Source organism: Streptomyces tendae (genome assembly GCF_014650435.1).
GTDB lineage: Bacteria > Actinomycetota > Actinomycetes > Streptomycetales > Streptomycetaceae > Streptomyces > Streptomyces tendae.
Window position 1 is genome coordinate 125,229 of the sequence record NZ_BMUY01000015.1, and the last position, 26,518, is coordinate 151,746.

Below are 26,518 nucleotides of genomic sequence, written 5' to 3' on the forward strand. Positions count from 1 at the left end.
CAGTCGCCTGAAGAGAGTCTTATGACGGAATACACAGGGAACCCATTGCTCTGGGTCGCCCTCGTCGCCCTCGTCGCCGCCGCCGTGCTCATCAGCCGCCAGCGCAGGGCGGCACGGGCGTTGCGGCAGCAGGTCCAGGGGCTCAGGGATCACTACACCGAGCTGGAGAACGATTACGGGAAGTCCGTACAGGCCGCCCAGGAGCGGGCCGAGGACGAGACCAAGACGGTGCTGAAGTCCGCGATGCGGACCCTTCAGGGCCTCGCCGCCGAACAGCAGCTGGTGCTCTCGCGGCTGCAGAACAAGTACGGCGACTCGCCCCTCCTCCAGGACCTGCTGGAGATCGACCACACCAACTCGCAGTTCGGCCGGCGGGCCCAGTCCATCGCCGTGCTGTGCGACGGCTGGCTCGGCGGCCGGCGCGACACCGCCTCGGTCTACGACGTGGTGCGCAGCGCCCAGGGCCGCATCCGGCACTTCCGCCGGGTGGACATCCTCTCCCAGGTCGACTTCGGCATCACCAGCCGGGCCGTCGAGCCCGTCGCCCTGGCCCTTGCCGAACTGCTCGACAACGCCACCAGCTACTCGAGCCCGGACACGGTCGTGGAGATCAACATCCGGACCGTGCCCAAGGGCATCTGCGTCGTCGTCGACGACGCCGGTGTCGGCATGAGCGACGAGGAACGGGCCCGCGCCGACAAGCTGCTCGCCACCGAGCGCGCCTCGGGCGTGGCCGGGCTCGGCAACCCGCCGCAGTTCGGCTTCGCCGTCATCGGCCTGCTGTGCGAACGATTCGGCTTCGAGGTGTCGGTGGACTCCTCCTCGCCCTACGGAGGTGTACGGGCGGTGGTCCTGCTGCCGCACGAACTGCTCACCGCCATGCCCGAGAAGAAGGCGCCCGCTCCGGCAGCGCGCGGCACGGCCCGGCCGGTCCCGGACGCCGGGGGACCGGAGGCCGCGGCGCTCGCGTCCTCCGAGACCGGCGACGGTCTGCCCCGGCGCCGCCGCAAGCGGCCGATGGCCATCGTGCCCGGCAGCGCGTCCGCCCCGCGCGCGGCGGGCCGCTCCGACTCCGAGCAGGCACAGGTCATGGGTGCCTTCCAGCGCGGAACGCGGTCCGGCCGGGTCACCGAAACGGCTGGTCCGGACGGTGCCGACCGGACCAGCGACACACCTGGTGCAAGCAGCGAAGGACATGAGGTCTCGTGAACGACGATCTGTCATGGATGCTCGACAGCGCCCTGGAGATTCCCGGGGCCCTGCACGCGGTCCTGATCTCCGCCGACGGCCTGCTGATGGCCCGGACGCAGGACTTCGACAAGGACGACGCCGACCGGGTCGCCGCCGCGATGAGCGGCGTGCAGTCGCTCAGTCGCACCCTGGCCTTCTTCTGTGAGGACCCCAGCCAGACCTGGCGGCAGACCCTGGTCGAGTTCGACGGCGGCTGGGTGTTCCTGATCTCCGCCGGCGAGGGCGCCTATCTCGGCGTGTCCGCCTCTCCCGAGGTCGACATGGCGGACATCACCTTCCGGATGCAGCAGCTCGTCGCCCAGCTCGGCAAGCGGCTGACGACACCGCCGCGCGAGAACCTGGGTGCCCACTCATGACCGGCCAGGAAGGCTGGCAGTCCGAGGCGCCGGAATTAGTGCGGCCGTATGTCATCACCAAGGGGCGCGGCCTGCCCGACGACGGTGACCTCTCCCTCATCACCCTGGTCACCGCCGCCGCCGGTCAGCCGCAGCGGCCGTCCCGGCTGTCCCCCGAGGAGCAGAGCCTGCTCGACCTCTGCTCCGCCGGCTACCTCTCGGTCGCCGAGATCGCCGGACACACCCAGTTCCCGCTGGGCGTCGTGCGGATCCTGCTGGCCTCCCTGATGGAGGGCGGACACCTCATGACCCGCCCGCCGGTGGCCCGCGCCCGCCTCGCGGACAAGGAGATACTGGAGGAGGTGCTCAATGGGCTCCGCGCCAAGTTTGGATGAGCGGGACTACGTACGCGGGGGAGCGACCCAGACGGCGGTGAAGATCCTCGTCGTCGGACACTTCGCGGTGGGCAAGACCACCCTCATCGGCTCCATCTCCGAGATCGAGCCGCTGTCCACCGAGGAGACGATGACGCAGGCCGCCGAGTCGGTCGACGACCTCAAGGGGGTCCAGGGCAAGACCACCACCACGGTCGCCATGGACTTCGGCCGCCTGACCATCAGCGACCGCGTCGTGCTCTACCTCTTCGGCACCCCCGGCCAGCAGCGCTTCGTGCAGATGTGGGAGGACATGGCGCGCGGCGCGCTCGGCGCGCTGGTGCTGGTCGACCCGGAGCGGCTGGCGGACTCCTTCCCCGTGATCGACCTCATCGAGCACTACGGCCTCGACTACGCCATCGCCGTCAACCACTTCGACGGCTCGCCGCTGCGCGACGAGCGGGCGCTGCGCGAGGCGCTCGACCTGCTCGACGACACCCCCGTCGTCACCTGCGACGCCCGCGACGAGAAGTCCTCGGCCGCCGCACTGACCACCCTCGTCCGCTACTTGCTGGACCGCACCCGCTAGGAGCTGGGAGCAGACATGAACGCCCACGACACCGCCCCGGTGCCCCCGCCGGGCTGCCCGGCCCACGGCTCCGGCGCCCGGGTGCCGCTGCACGGGCCGGAGTTCGCCGCCGACCCGCAGGCGTACTACGAGTACCTGCGCAACTACGGGGCCGCGGCCCCCGTCGAACTGGCCCCGGGCGTCGAGGCGACCCTGGTCACGGACTACGCGGCGGCGCTCCAGCTGCTGCAGGACTCCGGCAGCTTCCGCAAGGACGCGCGCCGCTGGCGGGCCTTCAACGAGGGCAAGATCAGCCCGGACAGCCCGGTCGCCCCGCTGCTCGCCTACCGGCCCAACTGCATGTTCGCCGACGGGGCCGACCACCTCAGGCTGCGCCAGGCGGTCACCGACAGCATGGCGCGGGTGGACACCCGGCGGCTGAGCCGCAGCACCGAGCAGATCTCCAGCTACCTCGTCTCCCAGTTCGGCGCCCGCGGCTCGGCCGACCTGCTCGGCGACTACGCCAAGCAGCTGCCGCTGTTCGTGTTCAACGAACTCTTCGGCTGCCCCGCCGACATCGGCGACCGGGTGCTCTTCGGCATCACCGGCATGTTCGACGGTGTCAACGCCGAGAAGGCCGCCGAGGTGCTCTTCCAGGCCGTGGGCGAACTCGTCGCGCTCAAGCGGCGCAAGCCCGGCGACGACGTCACCTCCTGGCTGATGCAGCACGAGGCCCGGCTCGACGACGAGGAGATGGTCCACCAGCTCGCCCTGCTGCTCAGCGCGGGATCCGAACCCCTGCGCAACCTCCTCGGCAACACCCTGCACCGGCTGCTGACCCACGAGCGGTACGCCCGCGAGGGCGGCCTGATCGACGAGGCGCTCGACGACACGCTGTGGGAGAACCCGCCCATGGCCAACTTCGCCCCGCACTACCCGGCCGCCGACACGGAACTGGCCGGCCAGCAGCTGCAGGCGGGCGACCTCGTGCTCGTCAGTTTCGCCGCCGCCAACACCGGCCCCGCCCTCAAGGCGTCCCGCCAGGCGGGCAGCAACCGCGCGCACCTCGCCTGGAGCGCGGGGCCCCACGCCTGCCCGTCCAAGGAACCGGCCCGGCACATCACGGTCACGGCCATCGAGCACCTGCTGAACGAACTGCCCGACGTCGAACTCGCCGTCCCCGAGGACAGCCTGACGTGGCGTCCGGGCCCCTTCAACCGGGCCCTGGCCACGCTTCCGGCCCGGTTCACCCCGGTACGCCCCGTACGGCGCGGCGAAGCGGGGCCCGCCGGCGCGGCGTCCGGGCAGGAGAAGCCCGCGGGTCCGGCCCGTCCGGCCGAACACAAGGGGATGTGGAGCCAGTTCCTCAACTGGCTCACACGGTGATGTGCGCAACACCCTCCCAATCCGCACCATTCGCATGAAGATCGAACGGCACGGGTAGTGAGCAACGCGGTATTCAAGTTGCTTACGAGTCAAAGGAGGTGTCGTGGACCACATATCCACGAACGCCACTTTCCCGACGCCGAACCCCCCGATACCCGCCCTCCGAGGCGGGTATCGCTCTGTGCGGCTGCGGCTGCGGCTGCGGCCGGGGGCGGACCGTTGAGGGCCGGGCCGACGGGCGCGGACCCGCAGGGCACACCCACGCTCGGCTCCTTCACCGGCGGCCAGCTGCGAAGACTCGGCTCGGTCGCCGGCCTGTCCCGCGCCGACGTCGAGACCTACGCACAGGTCCTGGCCGACGCCCTGGGCCCGGAGGCCGAGCGGCCACTGGACCTGCCGCCGCCCACGCGCACCTTCCTGTCCGACGACCACACCCCCGTGGAGTTCTCCCTCTCCTTCCAGGCGGACGCGGCGCCCGTCATGCGGGTCCTCGTGGAACCGGGCTGCGGCGCAACCGGCCTGGCGGACAACGGGCGTGCCGGGCTCGAGGCGATCCGGACCATGGCACGGCGCTGGGGCTTCGCCACCGACGCCCTCGACGAACTCCGGGACCTGTTCCTGCCGCCCGCTCCCCGGGGCCCCTTCGCCCTGTGGTGCGCCCTGGAACTCAGGCCCGGCGGCGTACCCGGGGTCAAGGTCTACCTGAACCCGGCGGCGGGCGGGGAGGAACGTTCCGCCGAGACGGTGCGCGAGGCCCTGCGCCGGCTTGGGTACGGCCGGGCCTTCGACAGCCTCCCCCCGGGCAGCGGACACCCGTTCTTCGCCCTGGACCTCGGAGGCTGGGCCGAACCCCGGGTGAAGGTGTACCTGTACCACGACGACCTCACGGCCGGTCGGGCCGGACGGCTGTCCCGGACGGACTCGGGCCCCGGGTCCGCGGCGGTCGAGGGCTTCTTCCGCACGGCCGCGGGTCTCGGCTCCGGCGCGGGTGGGCTCGGCGGGCGGCCTGTGCAGACCTGCCACTCCTTCACCGACCCCGGCACGGCGCGGCCGAGCGGATTCACGCTGTACGTCCCCATTCGAGACTGCGTCCGGCACGACGGGGAGGCCCTGGCACGGACGTCCACCGTGCTGCACCAACACGGCATGGACGCCTCCGTGCTCGACCGCGCCCTGGCCGCACTCACCGAGCGGCGGCCCGAGGACGGGGCGGGCCTGATCGCCTACCTTGCCCTCGCCCACCAGGGGGACCAGTCGCCGCGGGTGACGGCGTACCTCTCCTCGGAGGCGTACGCGGTCCGGCCGCCTGCCGCGGAGACCGTCCGCCAACCTGTGCCGGTGGCCTGACCGGGCCGTCCGCGCACGAGAGGGCTCCCGGTGCGATCCACCGGGAACCCTCGGCAAGGACGTGACCGTGTGCCGTCGCTGACCGTGCGGCGGCGGCCGGCGGAACACTCAGACGGGCAGCGACTCCCGGAACTCCGCCAGGTACGGACCCACGTCGACGTGGATCGAGGCGGCCCGAGAGCGGCCGTAGCGCTCGACGACGCCCGCCAGGTACGTGCCGATCTCCTCGCGCATCTCCTCGGCCGCGGGCAGCACGGCGGCGCCGTCGACGAGGCGCGCCACCCACTCGGCCTGTGCCTCGGCCAGCCGGGTGAAGGCGCCCGCGGGCCGCACCAGTCCCACGAAGTACAGACCGGGCCGGTCCGCCGGGACGACCCGCCGGTACAGCTCGACCGAGCCGTCGGCCGCGACCGGGCAGCCCGCGGGCAGGAAGGGGAACGTCATGTGGAAACCGGTGCAGTAGACGACCGCGTCGGCGGTCTCGGAGCTGCCGTCCGTGAACACGACCCGGTCGCCCTCGAACGAGGCGATCGCGGGCTTCGGGGTCACCGCGCCGTGCCGGATCCGGCTGAGGATCTCGTCCGAGAGGGTCGTCGCGGAGGAGAGGATCGGGTGGTCGGGCTCGGGCAGGCCGTAGTCCGACAGCCTGCCCCGGGCCACCAGCAGGGCCTGCTCCACCCACTGGCGCCGCTCGGCGAAGGGCATCGCGTTCCACCACGGGGCTTCGGCGATCTCGTCGAGGGACATCCCGAAGATCTGCTTGGGCACGATGTGCAGCCCCCGGCGCACCGACAGCAGGGTCCGCTCCGCGTGCCGGGAGAGGTCCGCGGCGATGTCCACCGCCGAGGCGCCGAGGCCCACCACGACGACGCGCCGGCCGGCGAAGTCGGCGCCGTCCCGGTAGTCGAGGGAGTGAAGAATCGTTCCGGCGTAGGACTCGGCACCGGCCGGAAGGGGATCGGGCAGGGCCGGTTCGCTGTTGTGGCCCGAGGTGACGACCACCTGCTCGAACCGGCGGGAGCGCTGCGCACCGTCCGCGCCCCGGCTGACGACCGTCCAGGCGCCGTCCCCGTCCTGACGCACGGACAGCACCTCGGTGCGCAGCTCGACGTGGTCGAGCAGGCCCGCCCACTCGGCGAAGGATCGCAGGTAGGCGGCGACCTGGCTGTGCCGGGGGTAGAGCGGGTACGAGGACGGCATCGGGAAGTCCACGTAACCGGTCAGCTGCTTGGCGGTGTTCAGGTGCAGGGACTGATAGCCCGGTCCACGCTCGCCGGCCCCCGGCTGGCGCCAGATCCCGCCGACGTCGGGTGCCTTCTCCAGGCAGACGAAGGAGATGCCGCGCTCCTTGAGGGCACGGCCCATCGCCAGCCCCGACAGGCCTGCACCGATCACACACACACGCACGGGATGTCCCCCCAGGATGTACTCAACCTCCCCCGATCATGCTCTTACTGCCCATCCGTTTCTTCCCGCACACCAGCACGACCCGCGAACGGACGTGTCCGTGCTCACGTTTCACGCGCCCCGCAGGTCCCACACCCGGCGGATCTTGCCGAGCGAGCGCTCCAGGCTCTCCGGCTCGACGACCTCCACCTCCACGGTCACGCCCACACCGTCCTTGACGCCCTGCGAGATCGCCCTCGCGGCGGCCTCGCGCTGCCCGGGACCCGCGTCGGGCCGGGCCTCGACGCGCACCGTCATGTGGTCCATGCGGCCGCGTTCGGTGAGCCGGATCTGGAAGTGCGGGGCGACGCCCGGGGTGCGCAGCACGATCTCCTCGACCTGGGTGGGGAAGACGTTCACCCCGCGCAGGATGATCATGTCGTCGCAGCGCCCGGTGACCTTCCGCATCCGCCGGAAGGCGGGACGGGCGGTGCCGGGCAGCAGCCGGGTCAGATCGCGCGTGCGGTAGCGGATCACCGGGAGTGCCTCCTTGGTGAGGGAGGTGAAGACGATCTCGCCCTCCTCGCCCTCGGGCAGCACGGCGTCCGTCAGCGGGTCCACCACCTCGGGGTAGAAGTGGTCCTCCCAGATGTGCAGTCCGTCCTTGGTCTCCACGCACTCCTGGGCCACGCCCGGGCCGATCACCTCGGACAGGCCGTAGATGTCGACGGCGTGGATGTCCATGCGCTCCTCGATCTCCCGCCGCATCTCCTCGGTCCACGGCTCCGCGCCGAAGATGCCGACCTTGAGGGAGCTGGTGCGCGGATCGACGCCCTGGCGCTCGAACTCGTCGAGCAGGGTGAGCATGTAGGACGGGGTGACCATGATGATCTCGGGCCGGAAGTCCTGGATGATCTGGACCTGACGTGCCGTCATGCCGCCGGAGGCGGGGATCACCGTGCAGCCGGCGCGCTCGGCGCCGTAGTGGGCGCCGAGACCGCCGGTGAACAGGCCGTAGCCGTAGGAGATGTGCACCTTGTGGCCGGGGCGCCCGCCGGCGGCGCGGATCGAACGGGCCACGACGTCCGCCCACCTGGACAGGTCGTTCTCCGTGTACCCGACGACGGTGGCGCGGCCCGTGGTGCCGCTGGAGGCGTGCACGCGCCGCACCTCGGACATCGGGACGGCGAACATGCCGAAGGGGTAGGTGTCGCGCAGGTCGGCCTTGGTGGTGAAGGGAAACCGCGACAGGTCGGCCAGGCTGCGGCAGTCGTCGGGCGTCACACCGGCGGCGTCGAACTTCTTGCGGTACAGCTCCACGTTGTCGTAGGCGTGCCGCAGGGTCGCGCGCAGCCGGTCCAGCTGGAGCTCGCGGAGCTGCTCGCGGGACAGGCGCTCGGCGTCGTCCAGCAGGTCGTGGGGGAGGGGCTCGCCCGGTCGGGGCGCCGGGGCCGCCCCGGTCGTCGGCTCGCTGCTCATCGCGACTCCTTCGTCGTCGTGCCCGGCGTCTCGCGCGCCGCGTCCCTGTGCGCGGCGGGGCCGCCCGAGTCGTCGCGCACGCTGCGGCTGCGCCCGCGGAACTCCGCGATCGCCTCGTCGCCGCGCCGCACGCTCACGTCGTAGATCCCGCTGCGTCCGTACCGGGCGCGCTCCTCGGCGACGGCCACCAGCACGTCGCCCTCGCGGGCCGGGGCGACGAAGACGATGTCGGCGCCGGCCGCCACGGTCACGGGACCGTGGCTGTTGCAGGCACAGGCGAAGGCGGTGTCGGCCAGCAGGAACAGGAAACCGCCGTGGGCGATCCGGTGGCCGTTCACCATCGCCGGGGTCACCGTCATGCGCACCACGGCCCGGCCGGCGCCGTGCTCCACCAGCTCGATGCCGAGCCCCCGGGAGGCATCGTCCGCGGAGAACATCGCCTCCGTGGGCGTCTGCTCAGTGGCCTGCGACACCGTACCCACCACCTTGTCTCCCGACCGACCATTCGGTTAGCGCGCGGCAAGGCCAAGTTATCCAGCCGCGCGGTGACGCTGTCAAGAGTGTGACCGGCGGGGGTCCGGCTCTTGCCCGGCGTGCGAAAACACGTCACACTGATACCGAACGAATGGTCGGTTGGGAAGCTGGTGACGATGACCACGACACACGCCGCCGAGGCGCCGCCCCCGGACGCGCCGGACGGACTGCAGGAGCACTTCGACGCGACGATCGCGCGCGACCAGCGCATCGAGCCGCGGGACTGGATGCCCGAGGGCTACCGCAGGACGCTGATCCGGCAGATCGCCCAGCACGCGCACTCGGAGATCATCGGCATGCAGCCCGAGGGCGAGTGGATCACCCGGGCCCCGTCGCTGCGCCGCAAGGCGATCCTGTTCGCCAAGGTCCAGGACGAGGCCGGACACGGGCTGTACCTGTACTCGGCGGCCGAGACCCTCGGCGCGGACCGCGACGACCTCACCGAGCGGCTGATCGAGGGCCGCCAGAAGTACTCGTCGATCTTCAACTACCCGACCCTGAGCTTCGCCGACGTCGGCGTGATCGGCTGGTTCGTGGACGGCGCCGCGATCTGCAACCAGGTGCCGCTGTGCCGCAGCTCCTACGGGCCCTACGCGCGCGCGATGGTGCGCATCTGCAAGGAGGAGTCCTTCCACCAGCGGCAGGGCTACGAGCTGCTGATGACGATGATGCGCGGCACCGACGCCCAGCGGGAGATGGTCCAGGACGCGGTGGACCGCTGGTGGTGGCCGTCGCTGATGATGTTCGGCCCGCCCGACGACGCCTCGCCCAACTCGGCGCGGTCGATGGCCTGGAAGATCAAGCGGCACAGCAACGACGAGCTGCGGCGCCGCTTCGTCGACATGACCGTCCCGCAGGCCGAGAAGCTCGGCGTCACCCTGCCCGACCCGGAGCTGCGCTGGAACGAGGAGGCCGGGCACCACGACTTCGGCACCCCCGACTGGGACGAGTTGATGCGCGTCATCAAGGGCGACGGCCCCTGCAACGACCGGCGGATGGAGCGGCGGCGGACCGCACACGAGGAGGGCGCCTGGGTGCGCGAGGCGGCCACCGCCCACGCCGCCAAGCAGGCCGCCCGCGCGCAGAAGGGAGCGGCGGCATGAGCGCCGAGCAGTCCGGTAAGCCCGGGAAGCAGGGCTGGCCGCTGTACGAGGTGTTCGTGCGCGGCAAGCGCGGCCTCAACCACGTCCACGTCGGCTCGCTGCACGCCGCCGACGACGCCATGGCCCTCACCCACGCCCGTGACCTCTACACCCGGCGCAACGAGGGCGTGAGCATCTGGGTGGTGCGCTCCGAGCACATCGCGGCCTCCACCCGCGACGAGAAGGACCCCTTCTTCGCCCCCAGCGCCGACAAGGTCTACCGCCACCCGACCTTCTACGACATCCCCGACGACGTCCCGCACATCTAGGAGCAGGGCATGAGTGACGACCACGTCTACCTCACCCTGGCCGAGGGGCACGAGGACGACACCCGCTGGGCCTACGGCACCGGCTTCGAGGACCCGCTGCACGGCGTCGACACCACCGTGCCCGAGGGCGTCGACGCGGGCGCGCTGGCCGCGGACTGCGTGGCGCTGGCCGACGACGCCCTGGTGAGCGCCCAGCGGCTGGCCGAGTGGGTCACCCGCGCGCCCGAGCTGGAGGAGGAGGTGGCGCTGGCCAACATCGGACTCGACCTGCTCGGCCAGGCCCGCCTGCTGTACTCCCGCGCCGGCCAGGTGGACGGCACCGGCCGCGACGAGGACGCCTACGCCTACTTCCGGGACACCGACGACTTCCGCAACGTCCGGCTGGCCGAACTCCCCAGCGGCGACTTCGCGTTCGCGGTCGTGCGGCTGCTGGTGCTCTCCAGCTGGCGGCTGGCCCACTTCCGGCGGCTTCAGGCCCACCCCGACCCGGTGCTCGCGGCGGTCGCCGCCAAGGGCGTCAAGGAGCTGACGTACCACCGGCAGTACGCCGCCGAGTGGTGCGTGCGCCTGGGCGACGGCACCGACGAGTCGCACCGCCGGATGCGCGCCGCACTGGACGAGGTCGCCCCCTATCTCGGCGAGCTGCACACGGCGTACGACGTGCGGGACGAGGTGGCCGACGACCTGCGCCAGGTCACTCGGGCGGCGGGACTGACCCTGCCCGTGTACCGTCCGCTGCCCGGCTCCGGTCGCGCCGGCGAGCACACCGAACACCTCGCACCGCTCCTGACCGAGCTGCAGGGCATCGCCCGCGCCCACCCGGAGGCGACATGGTGACCCCGATCCCCGCACTCCTGGACGCCCGCCGCGCCCGGCACGTCGCCGAGCAGGTGCCCGACCCCGAGCTGCCCATGCTGACCCTCGCCGACCTCGGCGTCCTGCGCGACGTCCGGGTCGGCGGGGACGGCACCGTGGTCGCCAGCCTGACGCCCACCTACTCGGGCTGCCCGGCCATGGCCGAGATGCGCGCGGACGTCGCCGCGCGGCTGCGGGAGGCGGGATATCCGCGCGTGGAGATCCGCACCGTCCTGGACCCGCCGTGGACCAGCGACTGGATCACCGAGGCGGGCCGCCACAAGCTCGCCGAGCACGGCATCGCCCCGCCCGGCGCCGCACCCCGCGGCCCCGTCTCCCTGGTCCTGTCGCCCACCCGGCCCGCGGTGCCCTGCCCCCGCTGTGGCTCGGCCGACACCGAGGAGACCTCCCGCTTCGCCGCCACGTCCTGCAAGGCGCTGTGGCGCTGCCGGTCCTGCCGCGAGCCGTTCGAGTACGTCAAGGAGATCTGATGGCCCCGACCGCCCCCGTCCCGGCGGCCCCGGTGCGCACCCGCCGCCGGCCCGCCTTCCACCGTCTGCGCGTCGCGGCCGTCGAGCGGCTCTGCGCGGACGCGGCGGCCGTGAGTTTCGAGATCCCCGACGAGCTGGCCGGGGAGTTCGCCTTCGCGCCCGGCCAGTCGCTCACCCTGCGGCGCGAGGTGGACGGCCGGGACGAGCGCCGCTCGTACTCGATCTGCGCACCGGCCGGTTCGGCGCCGCGCATCGGGGTCCGCGTGGTGCCGGGCGGACTGTTCTCGGCGTGGCTGGTCGACGAGGTGCGTCCGGGCGACACCGTGGAGGTGATGGCGCCCACCGGCCTCTTCACCCCCGATCTGACCGTCCCCGGCCACCACGTGCTGATCGCGGCCGGTTCGGGCATCACCCCGATGGTGTCCATCGCCGAGTCGGTGCTCGCCGCCGACGACCGCTCCACCGTCACCCTCTTCTACGGCAACCGCCGCACGGACACGGTGATGTTCGCCGACGAGCTGGCCGACCTGAAGGACCTCCACCCGACCCGCTTCCACCTCGCCCACGTGCTCTCCCGCGAACCCCGCGAGGCCGAGGTGCTCTCCGGCCGCCTGGACGCCGGACGGCTCGCGGCGCTCGTCGGCTCCCTGGTGGACGTGGAGCGGGCAGACCACTGGTGGCTGTGCGGACCGCAGGGCATGGTGGCCGACGCCCAGCAGGTCCTGGCCGGCCTCGGCGTCCCGGCGGAGCGCGTCCACCGGGAGCTGTTCTATGCCGACGACGAGCCCGTGCGGGAGGTGCGCCACGAGGAGAGCGGCCCCGAGGGCCCCGTCAGCGAGGTCACCATCACCCTGGACGGCCGTTCGACGACCTCCTCGCTGTCCCGGGAGCGGTCGGTGCTCGACGGGGCCCAGCAGACCCGCCCCGACCTGCCCTTCGCCTGCAAGGGCGGGGTCTGCGGGACCTGCCGGGCCCTCGTCACCGACGGCAGTGTCGACATGCGCCGCAACTACGCGCTCGAAACCGCCGAGGTCGACGCGGGCTACGTCCTGACCTGCCAGTCGTACCCGCTCTCCGAGAAGCTGACCGTGGACTACGACAGCTGACCGGGCGTCGGCCCGCCTGTGACCGGGCCTAGGCGGGGTTGTCGCCGTGGGTGAGCGTCTCCCAGGCGACGAAGAGGTTGTTCGTGCCGGAGGGACGGGTGCGCTCGGTGAGCGCCTCGGTGTTGTCCATGGCGAACCCGAGGCGGTTGTGCAGGGCGTTGTAGCCGACCTCGGTCACCGGGCCCAGGCCGAGGTCGACCTCGCCCCCGCACAGCCAGCTCGGGACGGCCGCCCCCTGCTGGTACTTGGCCTGGAAGCCGAGCGCGTGCCGCAGCCGCTCGCCGACGTCGGTGCCGTACAGGTCCTGCCCCTGGATCCGGCTGGTCTCGGCGACGTGCGAGATGGACGAGATGCCGTACCCGGTGTGGGTGAAGTCCCGGCAGGTCTCCTGGGTGAGGCCGGTGACGAAAGTGGACTGGCCCTGCCAGTACTTGACGATCTTGTCCCGGGTGTCGAGGTGCTGGCTCGGCACGGTCTTCGGGAGCTCTCCGTCGGAGTTCAGGTACACGTACGCGGCCGTGCGGGTGCGGAACCTGGCCATGGCCTTGTCGTAGGACGCCTTGTCCTCCAGGAAGACGGAGATGCCGACGGCGGCCTCCGTCATCGTCAGCTCCCAGTTGCCGTTGGAGTTGGAGCCGTTGATGATCTCGGGCAGGTAGACGTCGCGGAGCATGGTGGCGAAGCGGCCCGAGTTCGTCCAGGTGCCGCCGTACGTGTACTTGATGATCTCGGCGGCCTTGGGCCAGGACGACCCGGCCCATCCGGTCTGCAGCGGCGCGTTGCTGTTGGTGTGGTCCCGGAGCACGGCGGACCAGGCGTCCATCAGCTCGATGGACTTGCGGGCGTACCTCTCGTCCCGGGTGAAGTACCAGGCCAGCGCGTTGGTGTAGGCCGCGATCGCGTCCTCGCGCTCGTCGGTGCAGCCGTAGTTCGGGTTGGAGTAGGAACCGCACTCGACCACCGCGCGGGGCTTCGGGGTGCGGTTCAGGTCGGCGTACCGGCTCGCCATCATCTGGTCGAAGGCGCCCTTCCAGGGCTGGGCCCCGGCCTCCACCTTGGCGCGGGCGAAGTCGAGTTGCCCCTGGGAGACGGTGACTCCGGGATGCGTGAACGCGGCCGGTGCGGCGTCGGCGCGACCGGCGGTCGAGCCGGGACCGGCGAGCAGCGTGCCGACGAGCGCGGCGGTGAGCGTCGCGAGCGGGACGACGCGGGATCTGCGGTGACGGCGCGTGGGAGCAGAGGACATGTGGGGGGTCCATCCGTTCGAGTATATGAACGTTGAGTGTTGTTCTGAACGTTCGACTGGGCGGTGACGATAGGTAGAGACCAATGGGGCGTCAAGAGGCCACGCAGGAACGCGCGGAGTTCCGGGCGGGCGGACTCGGCGAGGCTCGGCGAACACTATGAACGCAACGGCCGAAGGGGTGGCTCCGGATCCGGGGGATTCCTAACATCCCCGCTCGCAGCGCAACTTCGCGCCGGCCCGCAGCACCACGTACAGGAGCCGCACCTTGACCACACCCCCCGCTCCCGCGCACGACACCCGGTCCACCCACCGCAGAAGCCGCCCTGCGGTGGTGGCCGCCGCGCTCGCCGCCGTCTTCCTCGGCACCCTCGGCAACGTCTCCGCCGCCCCCGCACGGGCGGCCGAACAGCCGGCGGCCGCGGACTGCCCGCCCGCCCTCGCCGAGAAGGCCACCTGCTACACCGGGCAGGACGCGGACGGCGCCTACTACACGATGGCCGTGCCCCACCGCTGGAACGGCTCCCTCGTCGTGCACGCGCACGGCGGCCCCGACCTCGGCGACGCCTCTGACCCGGCCCGCAGCACCGAGGACCTGGAACGCTGGGCGGTGATGGTCGACCAGGGATACGCCTGGGCCGCCTCCTCCTACCGGCGCGGCGGCTACGGGGCCCGCATGGCGGCCGCCGACACCGAGAACGTGCGCCGCCTGTTCACCGACCGGTTCGGCCGGCCCGAACACACCTACCTGCACGGCCAGTCCTGGGGCGGGAACGTCGCCGCCAAGGTCGCCGAGACCTACGGCAGGCGCCCCGGCGCCTACGACGGGGTGCTGCTGACCAACGGCGTGCTCGGCGGCGGTTCGCGCGGCTACGACTACCGCGTGGACCTGCGGGTGGTCTACCAGTACTACTGCCACAACCACCCGCGCCCCACCGAGCCGCAGTACCCGCTGTGGCAGGGCCTGCGCCCCGGCTCCACCATGACGACCGCGGGCCTGCGCGCCCGCCTCCAGGAGTGCACGGGCTACGCCTCCGAACCGGCGGACCGGACCCGGGCCCAGCAGCGCAACCTCGACGACATCCTCGCCGTCACCGGCATCCCCGAGCGCACCCTGGAATCCCATCTGCGGTTCGCCACCTTCACGTTCCGGGACATCGTGACCAACCGGCTCGGCGGGCGTAACCCCTGGAGCAACCGGGGGGTGCGCTACTCGGGTTCGCACGACGACAAGGCGCTGAACGCGGGCGTCGAGCGCTTCTCGGCCGACCCGACCGCACGGCGCGACCTGTCCTGGGACAGCGACCTCACCGGCCGGGTCTCCCTGCCCGTCCTCACCCTGCACGCCATCGACGACCCGACGGCGTTCGTGGAGCACGAGGCGGCCTACCGCGCCACGCTCCGCGGTGCCGGCCGGGACCAGAACCTCGTCCAGACCTTCACACGGGAACACGAGCACAGCTCCCTGAGCGACTCCGAGTACGCCACCTCGATCTCCGCGCTGGACTCCTGGGTGCGCACCGGCCGCAGGCCGAGCCCGCGTTCGATCGCCGACTCCTGCGCCGCCTTCGACGCCAGGTACGCGGAGGGCTGCTTCTACGACCCCGGTTTCCACCCCGCTCCGTACGCCGCCCGGGTGCGGCCCCGGCCGGGCGGTCTCGCCTGGCCCGCCATGACGGCCGCGCAGGAGCGGGCGTGGAGCAGGATCGAGGGCGTGGGCATCGCGCCGTAGGCAGGGGCCCGGCGGAGGGCGGGCGCTGTCCTAGCGGCCCTCCGCCTCCGTCAGCACCGCCCGGATCACGTGCCGGGCGTTGCCCGCCATCGCGGGGTTGGTCCTCCGGTAGTACGGCAGGGCGATCAGTGCCTGGGAGAGGGTGCGGCCCCGGCCGCGCCGCCAGGTCGCGTCGTCCACGCCGAGTGCCTCGCGGAAGACCCTCCTCGCGCCGGGCGGCAGCAGATTCCACGCCGGGAAGAGGTCGCAGGCCGGATCGCCCACCCCCATGCACCCGAAGTCGATCACCGCGGACAGCCTGCCTCCGCTCACCAGCAGATTGCCCGGCATCAGGTCCGCGTGCAGCCAACCGGGCGGCCCCTGCCAGGCCGGTGCGCGCAGCGCGTCCTGCCACACGGCGGCCAGCGCGTCGCAGTCGACGTTTTCTTCGGGGAGGGCGCGCAGTTCGTCGAGCGCGGCCCGCGTCGGCGTGTCGAGCGTGGTGAGCGGCCCACCGCGGTACGCCTTCGGCGCGTCGGGCAGGGAGATGCCGCGCATCGCCGCCACGAAGGCTGCCAGATCCTCCGCCAGCCGCACGGGATCGGTCAGCGCTCCCGCCTCGGGGATCTCCCCGGGCAGCCACCGGTAGACCGACCAGGGCCAGGGGTACCCGTCGCCCGGTACTCCTTCCGCGAGCACCTCGGGGACCGCGGTGGGCAGCAGGGGCGACAGCCGTGGCAGCCACGCCCGCTCCGTCGCCACGTCCGCCACGCCGCCCTCGATCAGCGGCAGCCGTACGACCATGTCCTCGCCCAGCCGGTACATCGCGTTGACCGTGCCGCCGGACGGGAAGCGTTCGACGGGCAGGTCCGACCAGCGCGGGAACTGCCCGTCGACCAGGCTCCGTACCAGACGGTCATCGACGCGGCACCGGTCCGGATGCGTCTGCCCTGAACTCATGGCCCTCATCCGACCCTTCGACGCGTACGGCCGTCAAACACTTTCCCGGCCGAGGGCCAACGCCCCGCCCGCCGCCGTCCCCGCCGCCAGCGTCAGCGTGCCCGGCAGGGACCACCCGGCGAGGGGTCCGGCGACGGCCACGCCCAGGGCGAACGCGGTGATCTTGAGGCTCGCCCCGGTGGTGAAGACCTGGCCCCGCAGGTGCTCCGGGGCCTCCCGGTGGCGTACCGCGAACAGCGCGGTGAGCTGGGGACCCTCGCCGATGCCGAGGAGAAGCACCGCGACCACCAGCACCACCGGCAGGCCCGTCGCCGCCAGCGCCAGCGCGACCGCCTGGACCAGGGCGCCCGCCCGGACGACCCTGTCGGGGCCGAGGGCGAGCGGACGTCGTGCGAGGACGGCGTTGGCCGCCAGGGCGGACACCGCCGCGCCGGAGAACAGCAGGACGCCGTGCCCGGCCGCGCCGAGCCACTGTGCGCCGAGGAGCGGAACGCAGGCCGCCAGCATGCCCTGGGCGGCGCAGGAGGCGACCGAGGTGAAGGTCGCCCGGGCCAGGAGCGGGCGCCGCAGGACGATCCGGAACCCGGCGGCGAGGGCGCCCGCCACCGGGGCCGGCCGGGCGTCCCGGTCCGGGGCGCCGCGTGCGGGCAACCGCCAGGCGGCGGGTACGGCCGCCGTGATCAGGGCCGCGGAGACCGCGACCGCCGAGGGGGCGCCCAGCAGCACGGCCACACCCCCGGCCAGGGCCGGACCCGCCAGGCTCGCCACACCGAAGGTCATCGCGTCCAGGGCGTTGGCCCGGGGCAGCCGCGCGTCCGGCGCCACGCGGGGGAGTTGGGCGGTCCAGCCGCCCGACAGTGCCGGGCCCAGCAGCCCCGTGAGCACCGCGAGCGGGAGGGTCCAGGCCATGGGGAGGCGGCCGAGCCCGGCGAGGATCGTCATCAGCCCCGCCGCGTACAGGGCGAGCGCGCCCGCCAGCAGGCGACCCGGTCGCCGCGCCCGGTCCAGGAGCGCCCCGAGCAGCGGCCCGCCGACCGCGGCGGAGACCGTGATGCCCGCGAGCAGGGCCGACGCGTCGGTTGTCGAACCGGTGATCGCGAGGCCCGCCAGCAGCAGCGCCGGTCCGGACATCTCGTCCCCGGCGCGCGCCACCGTCGCCGCGGTCAGATAGAAGCGTAGTGAGTAACCCTTCGGCACCGGGAAGACGTTACGGAGGTAACTCAAAACTCCGCAATATGCGTTACATTCGGCCCGTGCCCATTCCTCACGGCGCCGAGGCGGACGCCGGCGTCCACGATCCCGACTGGTCCACGAGGCACTCCGTGCTGTCCACGGCCCGGCGCACCGCCGCCCTGGTCAACGTGCTCGCGGGGGGCCCTTCCGACGCCGGCGGGGGCCCCGCTCCCGACGCGGTCGCCGAGGTGCTGCGCGCCTACGGCGAGAAGGAGCCCCTCGACCTCACCGCCCGTGACGTGGAGGGGATGCGTGAGGCCGCCGCACTGCTGCGGGACGTCTTCGCGGCGGAGTCCGCCGACGCCGCCGCGCACGTCCTGAACCGCCTCCTCGGCGCGCACACGGGGCGGCTGCGCCTGACGTCGCACCAGGGCGCCTCTCCCTGGCACCCGCACGTCGACCGTGCCGACGACGCGCCGTGGCCCGAATGGTTCCTGGCGTCGTCCTGCCTGGCGTTGACGGTCCTGGTCTGGGACCGCCAACGCCCACCCGGCAGGACGTGCGCCTCCGGCAGCTGCCGGAACGTCTTCATCGCCCAGGGCAGCGGTCCGGAACGCCGCTACTGCTCACGTCGCTGCGCGACCCGGGAGCGGGTAGCGGCGCACCGGCGCCGGGCCGACGGGTGATCAGACGCCGAACTCCGAGGGCGGGATGTTCAGCGCGGTGCACGCCTCGCGGATCGCGTACTGCTCGGACGGCTCGAAGGACCCGTCGGCCCCGGCGACCACCATGCCGGTCTGCACGACCGCACGGGCCTCCGCGGGCTTCTTGGCGGCCTTGGCGATGACCTGGAGTGCCTCGGCCTTCCCCTGCTCGAAGTTGGCGAGGAGCCGGTCCACGTGCTGGTTGAACCGCTGGCGGAGCTGGTCCGCCGGGAAGTTCTGCAGCACCTCGTTGGAGACGATCAGCTCCTCCACGCGCTGCCGCTCGGCCGGCTCCACCCGGCCGTCCGCGGCGGCGACCAGCGCGCACATGGCCATGCTGGCGTCCCGGTAGGCACCGCTCTTCAGCTCGTTCTTGGCCGAGGCGAGCTGGGACTTGAACATCCCGATCAGCTGGGCCTTGGAACCGCCCGAGGACGCGCCCGTCCTGCCGCCCCCCGCGGGCCCGTGCGAGCCCTGGCCGGATCCGCTCGCTCCCCGAGTGCCCTGGGACTGCTGGAAGGTCTTGGCCTGGTCCTTGATCTTGTCCCACATCGCCACTCGTGCCACCTCGGCTTCTGTCGCTGTTCATCGGTCTGTCCTCGGCCGCGATTTGCCGCGGTCACCACGATGAACGCGGCCGGGAACCACAGGGTTCCCGACGGGCAAAGAAAAGGCAAAGCGCCTGGTGGTGTCGTAGTACGCTGCGCCATCGGGGAGTTCGTCGACGGATCGGATCGGTGGGGCGCGCGGTGTGGTCGCGGGAGGTGGGCTGGTTCGTCGCGATCGGCGTCGCGTCGACCGCGGGCCAGGCCCTCCTCTACTGGGGGCTGCGCCCGTGGTCGCCCCCGGCGGTCGCCAACCTGGTCTCGCTCCTCGTCCTGACGGTGCTGAACACCGAGGCGAACCGGCGGCTGACGTTCCGGCACGCCGCCACGACACCGGCCCGCGCGCACCTCGGAGCGGGCGGCCTCTTCCTGCTCGGCTACCTGGTCACCTCCGGTGCCGTGCTGTGGTTCACGCACCGGCGGCCCGACGCCTCGCCCGCCGCCGAGACCGCGGTCCTCGCCGCCACGTCCGTCGCCGTCACCGTCGTACGCTTCGTCGTCCTGCGACTGGCCGTCTTTCGCGGCCCCGACCGCCGACGTGCCTGATCCGCGCCGAGCGACCCGCTGAGCTGTTCGGTCACCCCGGGGTTCCCCAGTCACCGAAAAGTGCGTTCTTCCATGTCGTCGGCCACTCTCCTACGGTTCCCGAGTAACCACGAGAGAGCATTGGCAAGGAGAGCGAAGACATGGCGATCACCCTGGTGAACCCCGGCGGGCTGCCCGAGATCGACGTCTACCGACAGGTGTCGATCGCCTCCGGATCAAAGCTGGTCTTCGTCGCCGGGCAGGTCGCCTGGGACGCCGACGGCGTCACCGTCGGCGAAGGGGACCTGGCCGCGCAGGCCGAGCAGTGCTACCTCAACGTCGCCACCGCCCTGGCGGCGGCCGGTGCCTCCTTCGCGGACGTCGCCAAGCTGAACGTCCACGTCGTCGACTGGACGCCGGACAAGATGCCCCTCCTGCTGGAGGGCATCGAGCGGGCTGCCGCCCGGCTGGGAGTGACCCCGGCCGCGCCGGCCACCCTGCTGGGCATCGCGGCACTGGACGTGCCCGAGCACCTGATCGAGGTCGAGGCCACGGCCGTCCTCGACTGACCCCTTCCCGGCCCCGGCCGGCCGTACGCGACCTCCTGGTCCCGGCCGACCGCGCGTGCACGACCCCGACCGGGCGGACTGGTCAACCAGAATTGGAGGGCTGTGCCGGTGCCGTCTGCGTCAGCGGCCCCTGACCCGCTACTGCGACGCCGGCCGGGCGCGGCCCCGGCCCGGGGCACCGTCGTGACGGCGGCAGCCCGCGTCGTGCCGCGCGCCGAGCGAGGTCCACCACCGTTCGCAGCAGTCCTCGGGCAGCGGGACGCGGGCGGCGGCGGGGCGGGCGCACTCCGGGCCGTGCACGACACCGTCGGAGTGCCGCCAGAACGCGCAGCACGGCTCGAGACCGTGCGCGAACGGATCCGCCTGCCCGGCCGGCCGGGCCAGCAGCTCGGCCCGCCGGGCCAGGACGACCCTGCGCCGGTGCTCGGCGCCCTCACGGGCGGCGCACCAGGCGAACACGGCGGCGGTGTACAGGCCGGGCAGGGCGAGCCAGGAGTGGCGGGTGGCCGCGTACGCGGCGGCGGCGACAAGGAGCGCGGCGGCGGCACGGCACGCGCGGGCGGTGCGCAGGCTCGGCGTCACAGGGGACTCCCGTGGGTCGGCGGGGGAGAGGGCCTCGGTCATCCGTATGCCCCCGGTTCGCCGTCGTACGTCACTGCAACGCCCCCGGCGGATAATCCGTTGCGGTCACCCGCCGCCGTGCCCGACTCTGCTCCTCATGTCCACCGCCGACCTGCGACCGGCCACCCTCGCCGACGCCCCCGCCATCACCGCCCTCCTCAACGAGATAGACCGGATCGAGATCGGCCGCCCCGAGACCGACCAGCACACCGTCGAAGCCGACCTGAAGCACCAGCAGACGGATCTGACCCAGGACTCGTGGCTCGCCTTCGACGGCGACATGCCGGTGGCGTACGGGCTGCTGTGGGACGAGTCAGGCGGGGAGCGGATCGACATCGACCACTACGTGCTGCCCGACCACCAGCAAACCGGGCTGCGCATGCTGGTGGCCATGGAGACCCGCGCCCTGGCCAAGGCACGGGCCAACGGCGCGGAGCGCGCCGTGGTGCACCTGCACCTCAACACCCGGCCCACGACCGACACCGCGCTCCTCGCCGAGCGAGGCTGGAGCGTCGTGCGCACCCACCACGTACTGCGCCGCACGCTGGACCCGGCGGCCGACCTCCCGCCCGAGGCCCCGGCGGGCGTACGGGTGCGGGCCTGTGCCACGGAGGCGGACCGCGTCCGGGTGCACGAGCTGTACCAGCGGACGTTCGCCCAGCACTTCGACTTCCAGCCGCGCCCGTACCGGCTGTGGCTGGACGACATCGACGCCGCGGGCCTCGACTGGTCCCTGGTGTGGATCGCCGAGACCGACGACCTGGGGGACGCCGGGTTCCTGCTCGCCCGGGACGACCGCGAGGCCATGGGCTGGATCCGGAGCATCGGCGTGCTGCGCGAGGCCCGGGGCCGAGGTGTGGGCGGGTTCCTGCTGCGCCACGCCTTCGCGGCCTTCGCCGCACGGGGCCGGGACACGGTGGGCCTCGGTGTCGACACCGCGAACGCGACGGGCGCCCCGCGGCTGTACGGCCGCAACGGCATGACCGTCCACTTCGCCGTCGACACCTGGGAGGCCGTGCTCGCTTGACGGCTGACGGCTGACGGCTGACGGCTCACGGCTCACGGCTGACGGCGTGTCACAGCACCATCGCGACCGCCACCGCGCCGAGCAGCCCGACGTACGTCCAGGCGTACAGGCGGTCCGGGATGTGCGGCGGGCCCCGGCGCAGCACCGCGATCACCGGCAGGGCGCCCAGGAGCAGCGCCCCGGCCGCGCGGAGGTCGACGAGACCCACCAGGGCGAGGTGCGGGTGGGTGCCGGCGGGGTCCCCGGAGCCGCCCAGGAAGACGACGGCGGCCGGGAGCGCGATCGCCAGGGTCAGCGGGTTGGCCAGCGCGGTCGCCACGTGCATCGTGTGCCCGGCCCGCCGCATCGCGGGGACGGTCATGACGCTGCCGCCCACCCCGAGGAAGGCGGCCACCGCGCCGACCGGTGCGCCGACCGCGGCCGGCAGCGGACGCGGCGTGCCGACGGCCGCCTCGGCCGGGGCGCGCGGGCGCAGGAAGCCGGGGCGCAGCAGCAGGTCCACGACGGTGAGGGCGACGTACGCGACGAACGCCCAGCGGATCAACCCGGCCGGGGCGTGGCGCGCGGCGAGCGCCCCGGCCGCGGCGCCGACGCCCAGCAGGACGAGCAGCGGGCCGCCGCCACGGAGAGCGGCCAGCACCCGGCGGGGCGTGACCGCGGTGGCGAAGGCCGCGTTCACCACCATCACCAGGGCCGAGGTGGCCGTCGCCACCCGTATCGCGTCCGCGCCCAGGGCGGAGTCCGCCCACACCACGACCGGGACGGCGACGAAACCGCCGCCGAAGCCGAACAGCACGGTGGTCACACCGGTCAGGAGCCCGATTCCGAGCAGAGCCGCAACATCCACGCAGGCCACTCCACCAGCTCGGCGGCGCCGCCCGCATTCGATACCCGGCACCATTCCTTCGCGACTCGGCCAGGACGGCCGTAGGGTGACCGGGTGAAGAACGTCCCCCTGGCCGACGTCGACCACGTGGACCGGGCCGTGCTGCCGATCGGCACCGACTACCCGCCCGGACACGTCCTGGACTGGCACGAGCACCGGCGCGCGCAGTTCCTGTACGGCGCGACCGGAGTCATGGTGGTCGACACCGACGACGGCACCTGGACCGTGCCGCCCGAGCGCGCCGTGCTGATCCCGGCCGCCACCCGGCACCGGGTGCGGATGCTGGGCGTGAGCACCCGCAGCCTGTACATCGACCCGGACGCCGTCCCGTGGTGGCCGGGCACCTGCACGGTCGTGGACGTGCCGCCGTTGCTGCGCGAACTGCTCCTGACGGCCGTCGAGTTCGAGGCCGACTACAGCCTGTCCGGCCGCGACGGCAGCGTCGCCGACCTCCTCCTGCACGAGATCGCGGCGCGCGCCCCGCTCCCGTTCCACGTCCGCATCCCCGCCGGTGCCGACCTGGCGGCGCTGTGCCGGGAGTATCTGGCCGCGCCGGACACCGGGGTCACCAACGCGGCGTGGGCGGCGCGGACGAACATGAGCGAGCGCGCCTTCACCCGGCGCTTCCGCGCCGAGACGGGCGACAGTCCCGCCGTCTGGCGGGGCCGTGCCCGGCTGCTGGCGGCCGTGCCGCTGCTGCGGTCCGGTTCGGTCAGCGAGGTCGGCGGCCGGCTCGGCTACGCCTCTCCCGCCGCGTTCACCGCCGCCTTCACCCGCACCTTCGGCATCCCGCCGTCCCGGTTCGCCCAAGGCCACCGGGGGCGACCCCCGGCTGAGGGCCTCTAGGAGCGCTCCTGCGCCAGGTGGCCCAGTGCCGCGCTGCGGCTCGTCGACAGATGGTGCAGGACCAGTTCCTGGACGCGGTCCACGTCGCGGGCCGCGATGGCCCGGTAGAGGGCGTCGTGTTCCAGGGCGACGGCCAGCAGGTCGTCGTGCTGGCCGAGGAGCCAGCGCAGCCGGCTGCGCAGCACCCGCTCCAGTTCGTTGAGCAGTTCGTTGGCGGCCAGGGAGACGACGGTCTCGTGGAAGTCGGCGGCCGCCCTGCGGGCCCGCACGGCGTCGTCGGCGCGCGCCGCGTCGAGTTCGGCGTCCACCGTCGCGCGCAGCCGCTCCAGCCCCTCCCGCGTGTGCCGCTGGGCGGCGAGCCGGAACCCGAGGGTCTCCAGGCCCGAGCGGACCTCGTCCAGGTCGGCGATGTCGCTCGTGGTGAACTCCCGCACCACCGCCCAGCTCCGTGGCCGCGGAGTCACCAGCCCCTCCGCCACCAGGGTCTTGAGCGCCTCGCGGACCGGGAGCCGGCTGACGCCGAGGGACTCGGCCAGCTCCCGCTCGACCAGGCGACTGCCGGGGGCCCGCACACCGTCGATGATCTCGTCGCGCAACCGCCGCGTGACCCGCTCGGACTCGGGCGTGAAGCCCCCTGACGCAGTCATCGCCGTCCTTCGTCTGTCTACCCGTTCCCGGCCCGCCGACCGCGCCGTGCGGAGCGGCGGTCGGGCGGCCCGTCAGGATACCCCGGGGCCGGCGGGCGGCCCGGTCGGGACGGCGTGACGACGGGTCAGCCCGCCTGCGGGGGCCAGTTGACGATCCGCTTGGGGCGCGGGCGGGCGTAGGTGCGCACCTTGGACGTGGACAGACCGAGCCTGACCAGGGACTCGGCGACCGTCACGGCTGCGGCGACCCCGTCGACCACGGGAACACCGGTGCGTTCCACCACCCGTTCGGCGAGGCCCGCCATGCCTCCGCAGCCCAGGCAGATCACTTCGGCCCGGTCGTCCTCGACGGCACGGGCGGCCTGCTCGGTGATGGCGTCCACGGCGGCCTGCTCGTCCCGCTCCAGCTCCAGCACGGCGAGCCCGCTGGCCCGCACGGAGGCACACCTGGCGCTCAGTCCGGCCACCGCCAGCCGCTCCTCGATCAGGGGGACCGTGCGGTCGAGGGTGGTGACGACGGAGTAGCGGCGGCCCAGGTACTGGGCGGTGCTCGCCGCCGCCTCGGTGATGTCGACGACGGGTACGTCGAGCAACTCCTGGAGTCCCTCCCGGCCGTGCTCGCCGTAACCGGCCTGGATCACCGCGTCGAACGGCTCCGGGTGGGCGCGCACCGCCTCCATCACGGCGACGGCGGCGAGGTAGCTCTCGTAGTTGCCCTCCACGGACTCCGCGCCGAAGGCCGGTGTCAGCGGCACGATCTCGGTGCCGGGGGAGGCCGCGCCGGCCGCCTGCCTGCCGATCGCGTCGGTGATGGACTGCGTGGTGTTGACGTTGACCACGAGGATGCGCATGGGTGGGCCTGGGCCTTCTGCTCGGACGGGGTGTGCCGACGGGGTGTGCCGACGGGGCGGGGTGGCGGCGGTGGTGGTGCGGCGCTATTCCGCGGCGACGGCGATGGACTCGCCGTCCACGTCGCGGAACGGGGAGGCGCGGTCCGCGATCAGCGCGTACAGCACGGCGGCGATGATCGCTCCGACGAACCAGGAGAACCCGGCCGCCGCGTGGAAGAAGGGGACGAGGGCGACGACGACGGCGATCGCGGCGCTGGGGAGGAAGGCGGCGACGGCCCGCGGGTTGTAGCCGCGCCGGTAGTGGTACTCGGCGCCCGCGTCCTCGGTGTAGAGGGCCGGTACGTTCACCCGCGACCTGCGCAGCAGCCAGTAGTCCGCCATGATCACGCCGAACAGGGGGCCGAGCAGCGCGCCGAGTCCGCCGAGGAAGTAGTTCACGACGACCGGGCTGTTGTAGAGGTTCCAGGGCGTGATCACCAGGCCGAGGACGGCGCTCACCAGGCCCGCGCGGCGGAAGTCCAGCCGGTGCGGGAAGAGGTTGACCAGGGCGTAGATCGGCGCCACGAAGTTGGCCAGCAGGTTCACCGCCACCGTGAGGGCGATGAGGCACAGCGAGGCGACGGCCAGCAGGAACATGTTGGGGATCGTCCTGACGATGTCCGTCGGACTGGTGATCACCCGCCCGTCGAGGGTGAACTGGGCTCCGCTGAGCACGGCCACGATGACGGCGAAGAAGAGCATGTTCACCGGGATGCCGATCACGTTGCCCCGGACGATGGAGCCGCGACTGCGCGCCGACCGGGTGAAGTCGCAGAAGTTGAGCACGAACGTCCCGTAGATCACCACCCACAGGGCGGCGGCCTGGAGCACCTGGAGCCACATCGCGCCGCCGGTGAGCGGGGCGTCGACGGACACGGAGACCGACCCGTCGGCGCGGACGAACATCCACACCGCGAGGGCGCACATGGTCAGCAGTGTGGTGGGCGCGGCGAAGGCCATGTACCGGCGGATCATCTGCATCCCGTAGCTGACGATGAGCACCTGGAGGGCCCACAGCACCAGGAAGGTGATCCAGCCGAGCGTCGACTGGCCGAGCAGGGAGTTGGTGTCCAGGGAGGCCAGGGAGGGGAACATGGCCACCAGCAGTGCGCTCAGCACGGCCGACGCCAGATAGGTCTGGATACCAAACCAGGCGATGGCCACGGCGCCGCGGACGGCGGCCGGAATCTTCGCTCCCGTGATGCCGAAGGCGATGCGGCTCATGACGGGGAACGGGACGCCGGTCTTGTGGCCCATGAAGCCGGAGAGCGTGAGCAGCAGGAAGAGGAGGACCGAGGCGAGCGCGAAGGCCGCGAGGATGCCCCACACGTTCAGCCCGAGGGCGAACAGTCCGATGGCGAAGGCGTAATTGCCCAGGCTGTGCACGTCGTTGGCCCAGAGCGTGAAGACGTTGTAGGCGCCCCAGCGGCGCCCTTCCCGCTTCGTCGGGGCGAGGTCGTACGTGTAGAGGCCGGAGCTGGTGGCGGTGTCGCCGGTCCGGTCGGACGAGCGGCGGTCTTCCAGGGCAGTCATACGGGACTCCTGGGATCAGGTGCGGGGAGTTGGAGAGTTTCACAAAGCGGAAGCT

At 72.7% G+C, this 26,518-nt stretch carries 29 protein-coding genes; 17 read left to right on the plus strand and 12 right to left on the minus strand.

Annotated elements, in window-relative coordinates; genetic code table 11:
- Window positions 1-21 precede the first annotated feature (21 nt).
- From IE258_RS32550 to IE258_RS32575, 6 genes are all read left to right on the plus strand, one after another.
- A complete protein-coding gene (locus IE258_RS32550) occupies window positions 22-1,209 on the plus strand; it encodes a sensor histidine kinase (protein ID WP_164459524.1) in 1,188 nt (395 codons plus the stop codon).
- Window positions 1,206-1,607, plus strand: a complete 402-nt coding sequence (locus IE258_RS32555) for a roadblock/LC7 domain-containing protein (RefSeq protein ID WP_087811306.1) — start codon at window positions 1,206-1,208, stop codon at window positions 1,605-1,607. The genes IE258_RS32550 and IE258_RS32555 overlap by 4 nt, the downstream gene beginning before the upstream one ends.
- Window positions 1,604-1,981 (plus strand): DUF742 domain-containing protein, encoded by a 378-nt coding sequence (locus tag IE258_RS32560; RefSeq protein WP_127893396.1) that lies wholly within the window; start codon window positions 1,604-1,606, stop codon window positions 1,979-1,981. The genes IE258_RS32555 and IE258_RS32560 overlap by 4 nt, the downstream gene beginning before the upstream one ends.
- Window positions 1,956-2,549: a GTP-binding protein gene (locus IE258_RS32565; RefSeq protein WP_189749323.1), complete on the plus strand. Its 594-nt coding sequence runs from the start codon at window positions 1,956-1,958 to the stop codon at window positions 2,547-2,549. Before IE258_RS32560 ends, IE258_RS32565 begins: the two co-directional genes overlap by 26 nt.
- Before the next feature lie 15 nt (window positions 2,550-2,564).
- The gene (locus IE258_RS32570) at window positions 2,565-3,914 is read left to right on the plus strand and encodes a cytochrome P450 (RefSeq protein WP_159328326.1); all 1,350 of its coding nucleotides are present in this window, start codon (window positions 2,565-2,567) and stop codon (window positions 3,912-3,914) included.
- Between the two features lie 219 nt (window positions 3,915-4,133).
- A complete protein-coding gene (locus tag IE258_RS32575) occupies window positions 4,134-5,261 on the plus strand; it encodes a tryptophan dimethylallyltransferase family protein (RefSeq protein ID WP_189749324.1) in 1,128 nt (375 codons plus the stop codon).
- A 108-nt stretch (window positions 5,262-5,369) separates the two neighbouring features.
- Here IE258_RS32575 and IE258_RS32580 read toward each other — a convergent pair whose 3' ends face one another.
- The 3 genes from IE258_RS32580 to paaI form a co-directional block, all read right to left on the minus strand.
- Entirely contained in the window at window positions 5,370-6,668 is a 1,299-nt protein-coding gene (locus IE258_RS32580; RefSeq protein WP_189749325.1) for a flavin-containing monooxygenase, read from the minus strand.
- A 111-nt stretch (window positions 6,669-6,779) separates the two neighbouring features.
- Window positions 6,780-8,126, minus strand: coding sequence for a phenylacetate--CoA ligase PaaK (gene paaK, locus IE258_RS32585; RefSeq protein ID WP_189749327.1), 1,347 nt, complete (start codon window positions 8,124-8,126; stop codon window positions 6,780-6,782).
- Window positions 8,123-8,563, minus strand: a complete 441-nt coding sequence (gene paaI / locus IE258_RS32590; protein ID WP_189749419.1) for a hydroxyphenylacetyl-CoA thioesterase PaaI — start codon at window positions 8,561-8,563, stop codon at window positions 8,123-8,125. The genes paaK and paaI overlap by 4 nt, the downstream gene beginning before the upstream one ends.
- A gap of 213 nt (window positions 8,564-8,776) precedes the next feature.
- Between paaI and paaA the strand changes: the two genes are divergently transcribed.
- From paaA to paaE, 5 genes are read left to right on the plus strand one after another with little or no spacing between them, the layout of a single operon-like run.
- A complete protein-coding gene (gene paaA / locus IE258_RS32595; RefSeq protein ID WP_189749328.1) occupies window positions 8,777-9,763 on the plus strand; it encodes a 1,2-phenylacetyl-CoA epoxidase subunit PaaA in 987 nt (328 codons plus the stop codon).
- Entirely contained in the window at window positions 9,760-10,071 is a 312-nt protein-coding gene (gene paaB / locus IE258_RS32600; protein ID WP_189749330.1) for a 1,2-phenylacetyl-CoA epoxidase subunit PaaB, read from the plus strand. Before paaA ends, paaB begins: the two co-directional genes overlap by 4 nt.
- A 9-nt stretch (window positions 10,072-10,080) precedes the next feature.
- Window positions 10,081-10,908, plus strand: a complete 828-nt coding sequence (gene paaC, locus IE258_RS32605) for a 1,2-phenylacetyl-CoA epoxidase subunit PaaC (RefSeq protein ID WP_189749331.1) — start codon at window positions 10,081-10,083, stop codon at window positions 10,906-10,908.
- A complete protein-coding gene (paaD, locus tag IE258_RS32610) occupies window positions 10,902-11,417 on the plus strand; it encodes a 1,2-phenylacetyl-CoA epoxidase subunit PaaD (RefSeq protein WP_189749332.1) in 516 nt (171 codons plus the stop codon). The genes paaC and paaD overlap by 7 nt, the downstream gene beginning before the upstream one ends.
- The gene (gene paaE / locus IE258_RS32615) at window positions 11,417-12,523 is read left to right on the plus strand and encodes a 1,2-phenylacetyl-CoA epoxidase subunit PaaE (RefSeq protein ID WP_189749334.1); all 1,107 of its coding nucleotides are present in this window, start codon (window positions 11,417-11,419) and stop codon (window positions 12,521-12,523) included. Before paaD ends, paaE begins: the two co-directional genes overlap by 1 nt.
- Before the next feature lie 28 nt (window positions 12,524-12,551).
- Here paaE and IE258_RS32620 read toward each other — a convergent pair whose 3' ends face one another.
- Window positions 12,552-13,769, minus strand: coding sequence for an alginate lyase family protein (locus IE258_RS32620; RefSeq protein WP_189749335.1), 1,218 nt, complete (start codon window positions 13,767-13,769; stop codon window positions 12,552-12,554).
- 265 nt (window positions 13,770-14,034) lie between these two features.
- Here IE258_RS32620 and IE258_RS32625 point away from each other — a divergent pair, with 265 nt between their 5' ends.
- Window positions 14,035-15,498: a DUF6351 family protein gene (locus IE258_RS32625; protein ID WP_189749336.1), complete on the plus strand. Its 1,464-nt coding sequence runs from the start codon at window positions 14,035-14,037 to the stop codon at window positions 15,496-15,498.
- Between the two features lie 30 nt (window positions 15,499-15,528).
- Here the strand turns inward: IE258_RS32625 and IE258_RS32630 are convergent, their stop codons facing one another.
- Complete coding sequence (locus tag IE258_RS32630; RefSeq protein WP_189749338.1) at window positions 15,529-16,437, minus strand: aminoglycoside phosphotransferase family protein; 909 nt, start codon at window positions 16,435-16,437, stop codon at window positions 15,529-15,531.
- A gap of 33 nt (window positions 16,438-16,470) precedes the next feature.
- Complete coding sequence (locus IE258_RS32635) at window positions 16,471-17,634, minus strand: MFS transporter (RefSeq protein ID WP_189749339.1); 1,164 nt, start codon at window positions 17,632-17,634, stop codon at window positions 16,471-16,473.
- 38 nt (window positions 17,635-17,672) lie between these two features.
- Here IE258_RS32635 and IE258_RS32640 point away from each other — a divergent pair, with 38 nt between their 5' ends.
- Entirely contained in the window at window positions 17,673-18,296 is a 624-nt protein-coding gene (locus tag IE258_RS32640; RefSeq protein WP_189749340.1) for a CGNR zinc finger domain-containing protein, read from the plus strand.
- Here the strand turns inward: IE258_RS32640 and IE258_RS32645 are convergent, their stop codons facing one another.
- On the minus strand, window positions 18,297-18,872 hold the full coding sequence (locus tag IE258_RS32645; protein ID WP_189749341.1) for a tellurite resistance TerB family protein: 576 nt from the start codon (window positions 18,870-18,872) through the stop codon (window positions 18,297-18,299).
- A 179-nt stretch (window positions 18,873-19,051) separates the two neighbouring features.
- Between IE258_RS32645 and IE258_RS32650 the strand changes: the two genes are divergently transcribed.
- Both IE258_RS32650 and IE258_RS32655 read left to right on the plus strand, forming a co-directional pair.
- Window positions 19,052-19,465: a GtrA family protein gene (locus IE258_RS32650; RefSeq protein WP_229892549.1), complete on the plus strand. Its 414-nt coding sequence runs from the start codon at window positions 19,052-19,054 to the stop codon at window positions 19,463-19,465.
- Between the two features lie 140 nt (window positions 19,466-19,605).
- Entirely contained in the window at window positions 19,606-20,013 is a 408-nt protein-coding gene (locus IE258_RS32655; RefSeq protein ID WP_189749343.1) for a RidA family protein, read from the plus strand.
- Between the two features lie 138 nt (window positions 20,014-20,151).
- Here the strand turns inward: IE258_RS32655 and IE258_RS32660 are convergent, their stop codons facing one another.
- Window positions 20,152-20,595, minus strand: coding sequence for a hypothetical protein (locus tag IE258_RS32660; protein ID WP_189749344.1), 444 nt, complete (start codon window positions 20,593-20,595; stop codon window positions 20,152-20,154).
- A 136-nt stretch (window positions 20,596-20,731) separates the two neighbouring features.
- Between IE258_RS32660 and IE258_RS32665 the strand changes: the two genes are divergently transcribed.
- A complete protein-coding gene (locus IE258_RS32665) occupies window positions 20,732-21,661 on the plus strand; it encodes a GNAT family N-acetyltransferase (RefSeq protein WP_189749345.1) in 930 nt (309 codons plus the stop codon).
- Between the two features lie 49 nt (window positions 21,662-21,710).
- Here IE258_RS32665 and IE258_RS32670 read toward each other — a convergent pair whose 3' ends face one another.
- Window positions 21,711-22,508 carry a sulfite exporter TauE/SafE family protein gene (locus tag IE258_RS32670; protein WP_189749346.1) on the minus strand — a complete coding sequence of 266 codons (798 nt, stop codon included), beginning with the start codon at window positions 22,506-22,508 and terminating at the stop codon, window positions 21,711-21,713.
- A 93-nt stretch (window positions 22,509-22,601) separates the two neighbouring features.
- On the opposite strand from IE258_RS32670, the gene IE258_RS32675 reads away from it, so the two are divergent.
- Window positions 22,602-23,393 (plus strand): AraC family transcriptional regulator, encoded by a 792-nt coding sequence (locus IE258_RS32675; protein WP_189749348.1) that lies wholly within the window; start codon window positions 22,602-22,604, stop codon window positions 23,391-23,393.
- Here IE258_RS32675 and IE258_RS32680 read toward each other — a convergent pair.
- The 3 genes from IE258_RS32680 to IE258_RS32690 all read right to left on the minus strand — a co-directional run bounded on the left by IE258_RS32680 (window position 23,390) and on the right by IE258_RS32690 (window position 26,463).
- Window positions 23,390-24,040, minus strand: coding sequence for a GntR family transcriptional regulator (locus IE258_RS32680; RefSeq protein WP_159328297.1), 651 nt, complete (start codon window positions 24,038-24,040; stop codon window positions 23,390-23,392). The two genes, IE258_RS32675 and IE258_RS32680, sit on opposite strands and share 4 nt — an antisense overlap.
- 125 nt (window positions 24,041-24,165) lie before the next feature.
- On the minus strand, window positions 24,166-24,891 hold the full coding sequence (locus IE258_RS32685) for an aspartate/glutamate racemase family protein (protein WP_189749349.1): 726 nt from the start codon (window positions 24,889-24,891) through the stop codon (window positions 24,166-24,168).
- A gap of 84 nt (window positions 24,892-24,975) precedes the next feature.
- Window positions 24,976-26,463 (minus strand): NCS1 family nucleobase:cation symporter-1, encoded by a 1,488-nt coding sequence (locus tag IE258_RS32690; protein ID WP_189749350.1) that lies wholly within the window; start codon window positions 26,461-26,463, stop codon window positions 24,976-24,978.
- Between the last annotated feature and the right edge of the window lie 55 nt (window positions 26,464-26,518).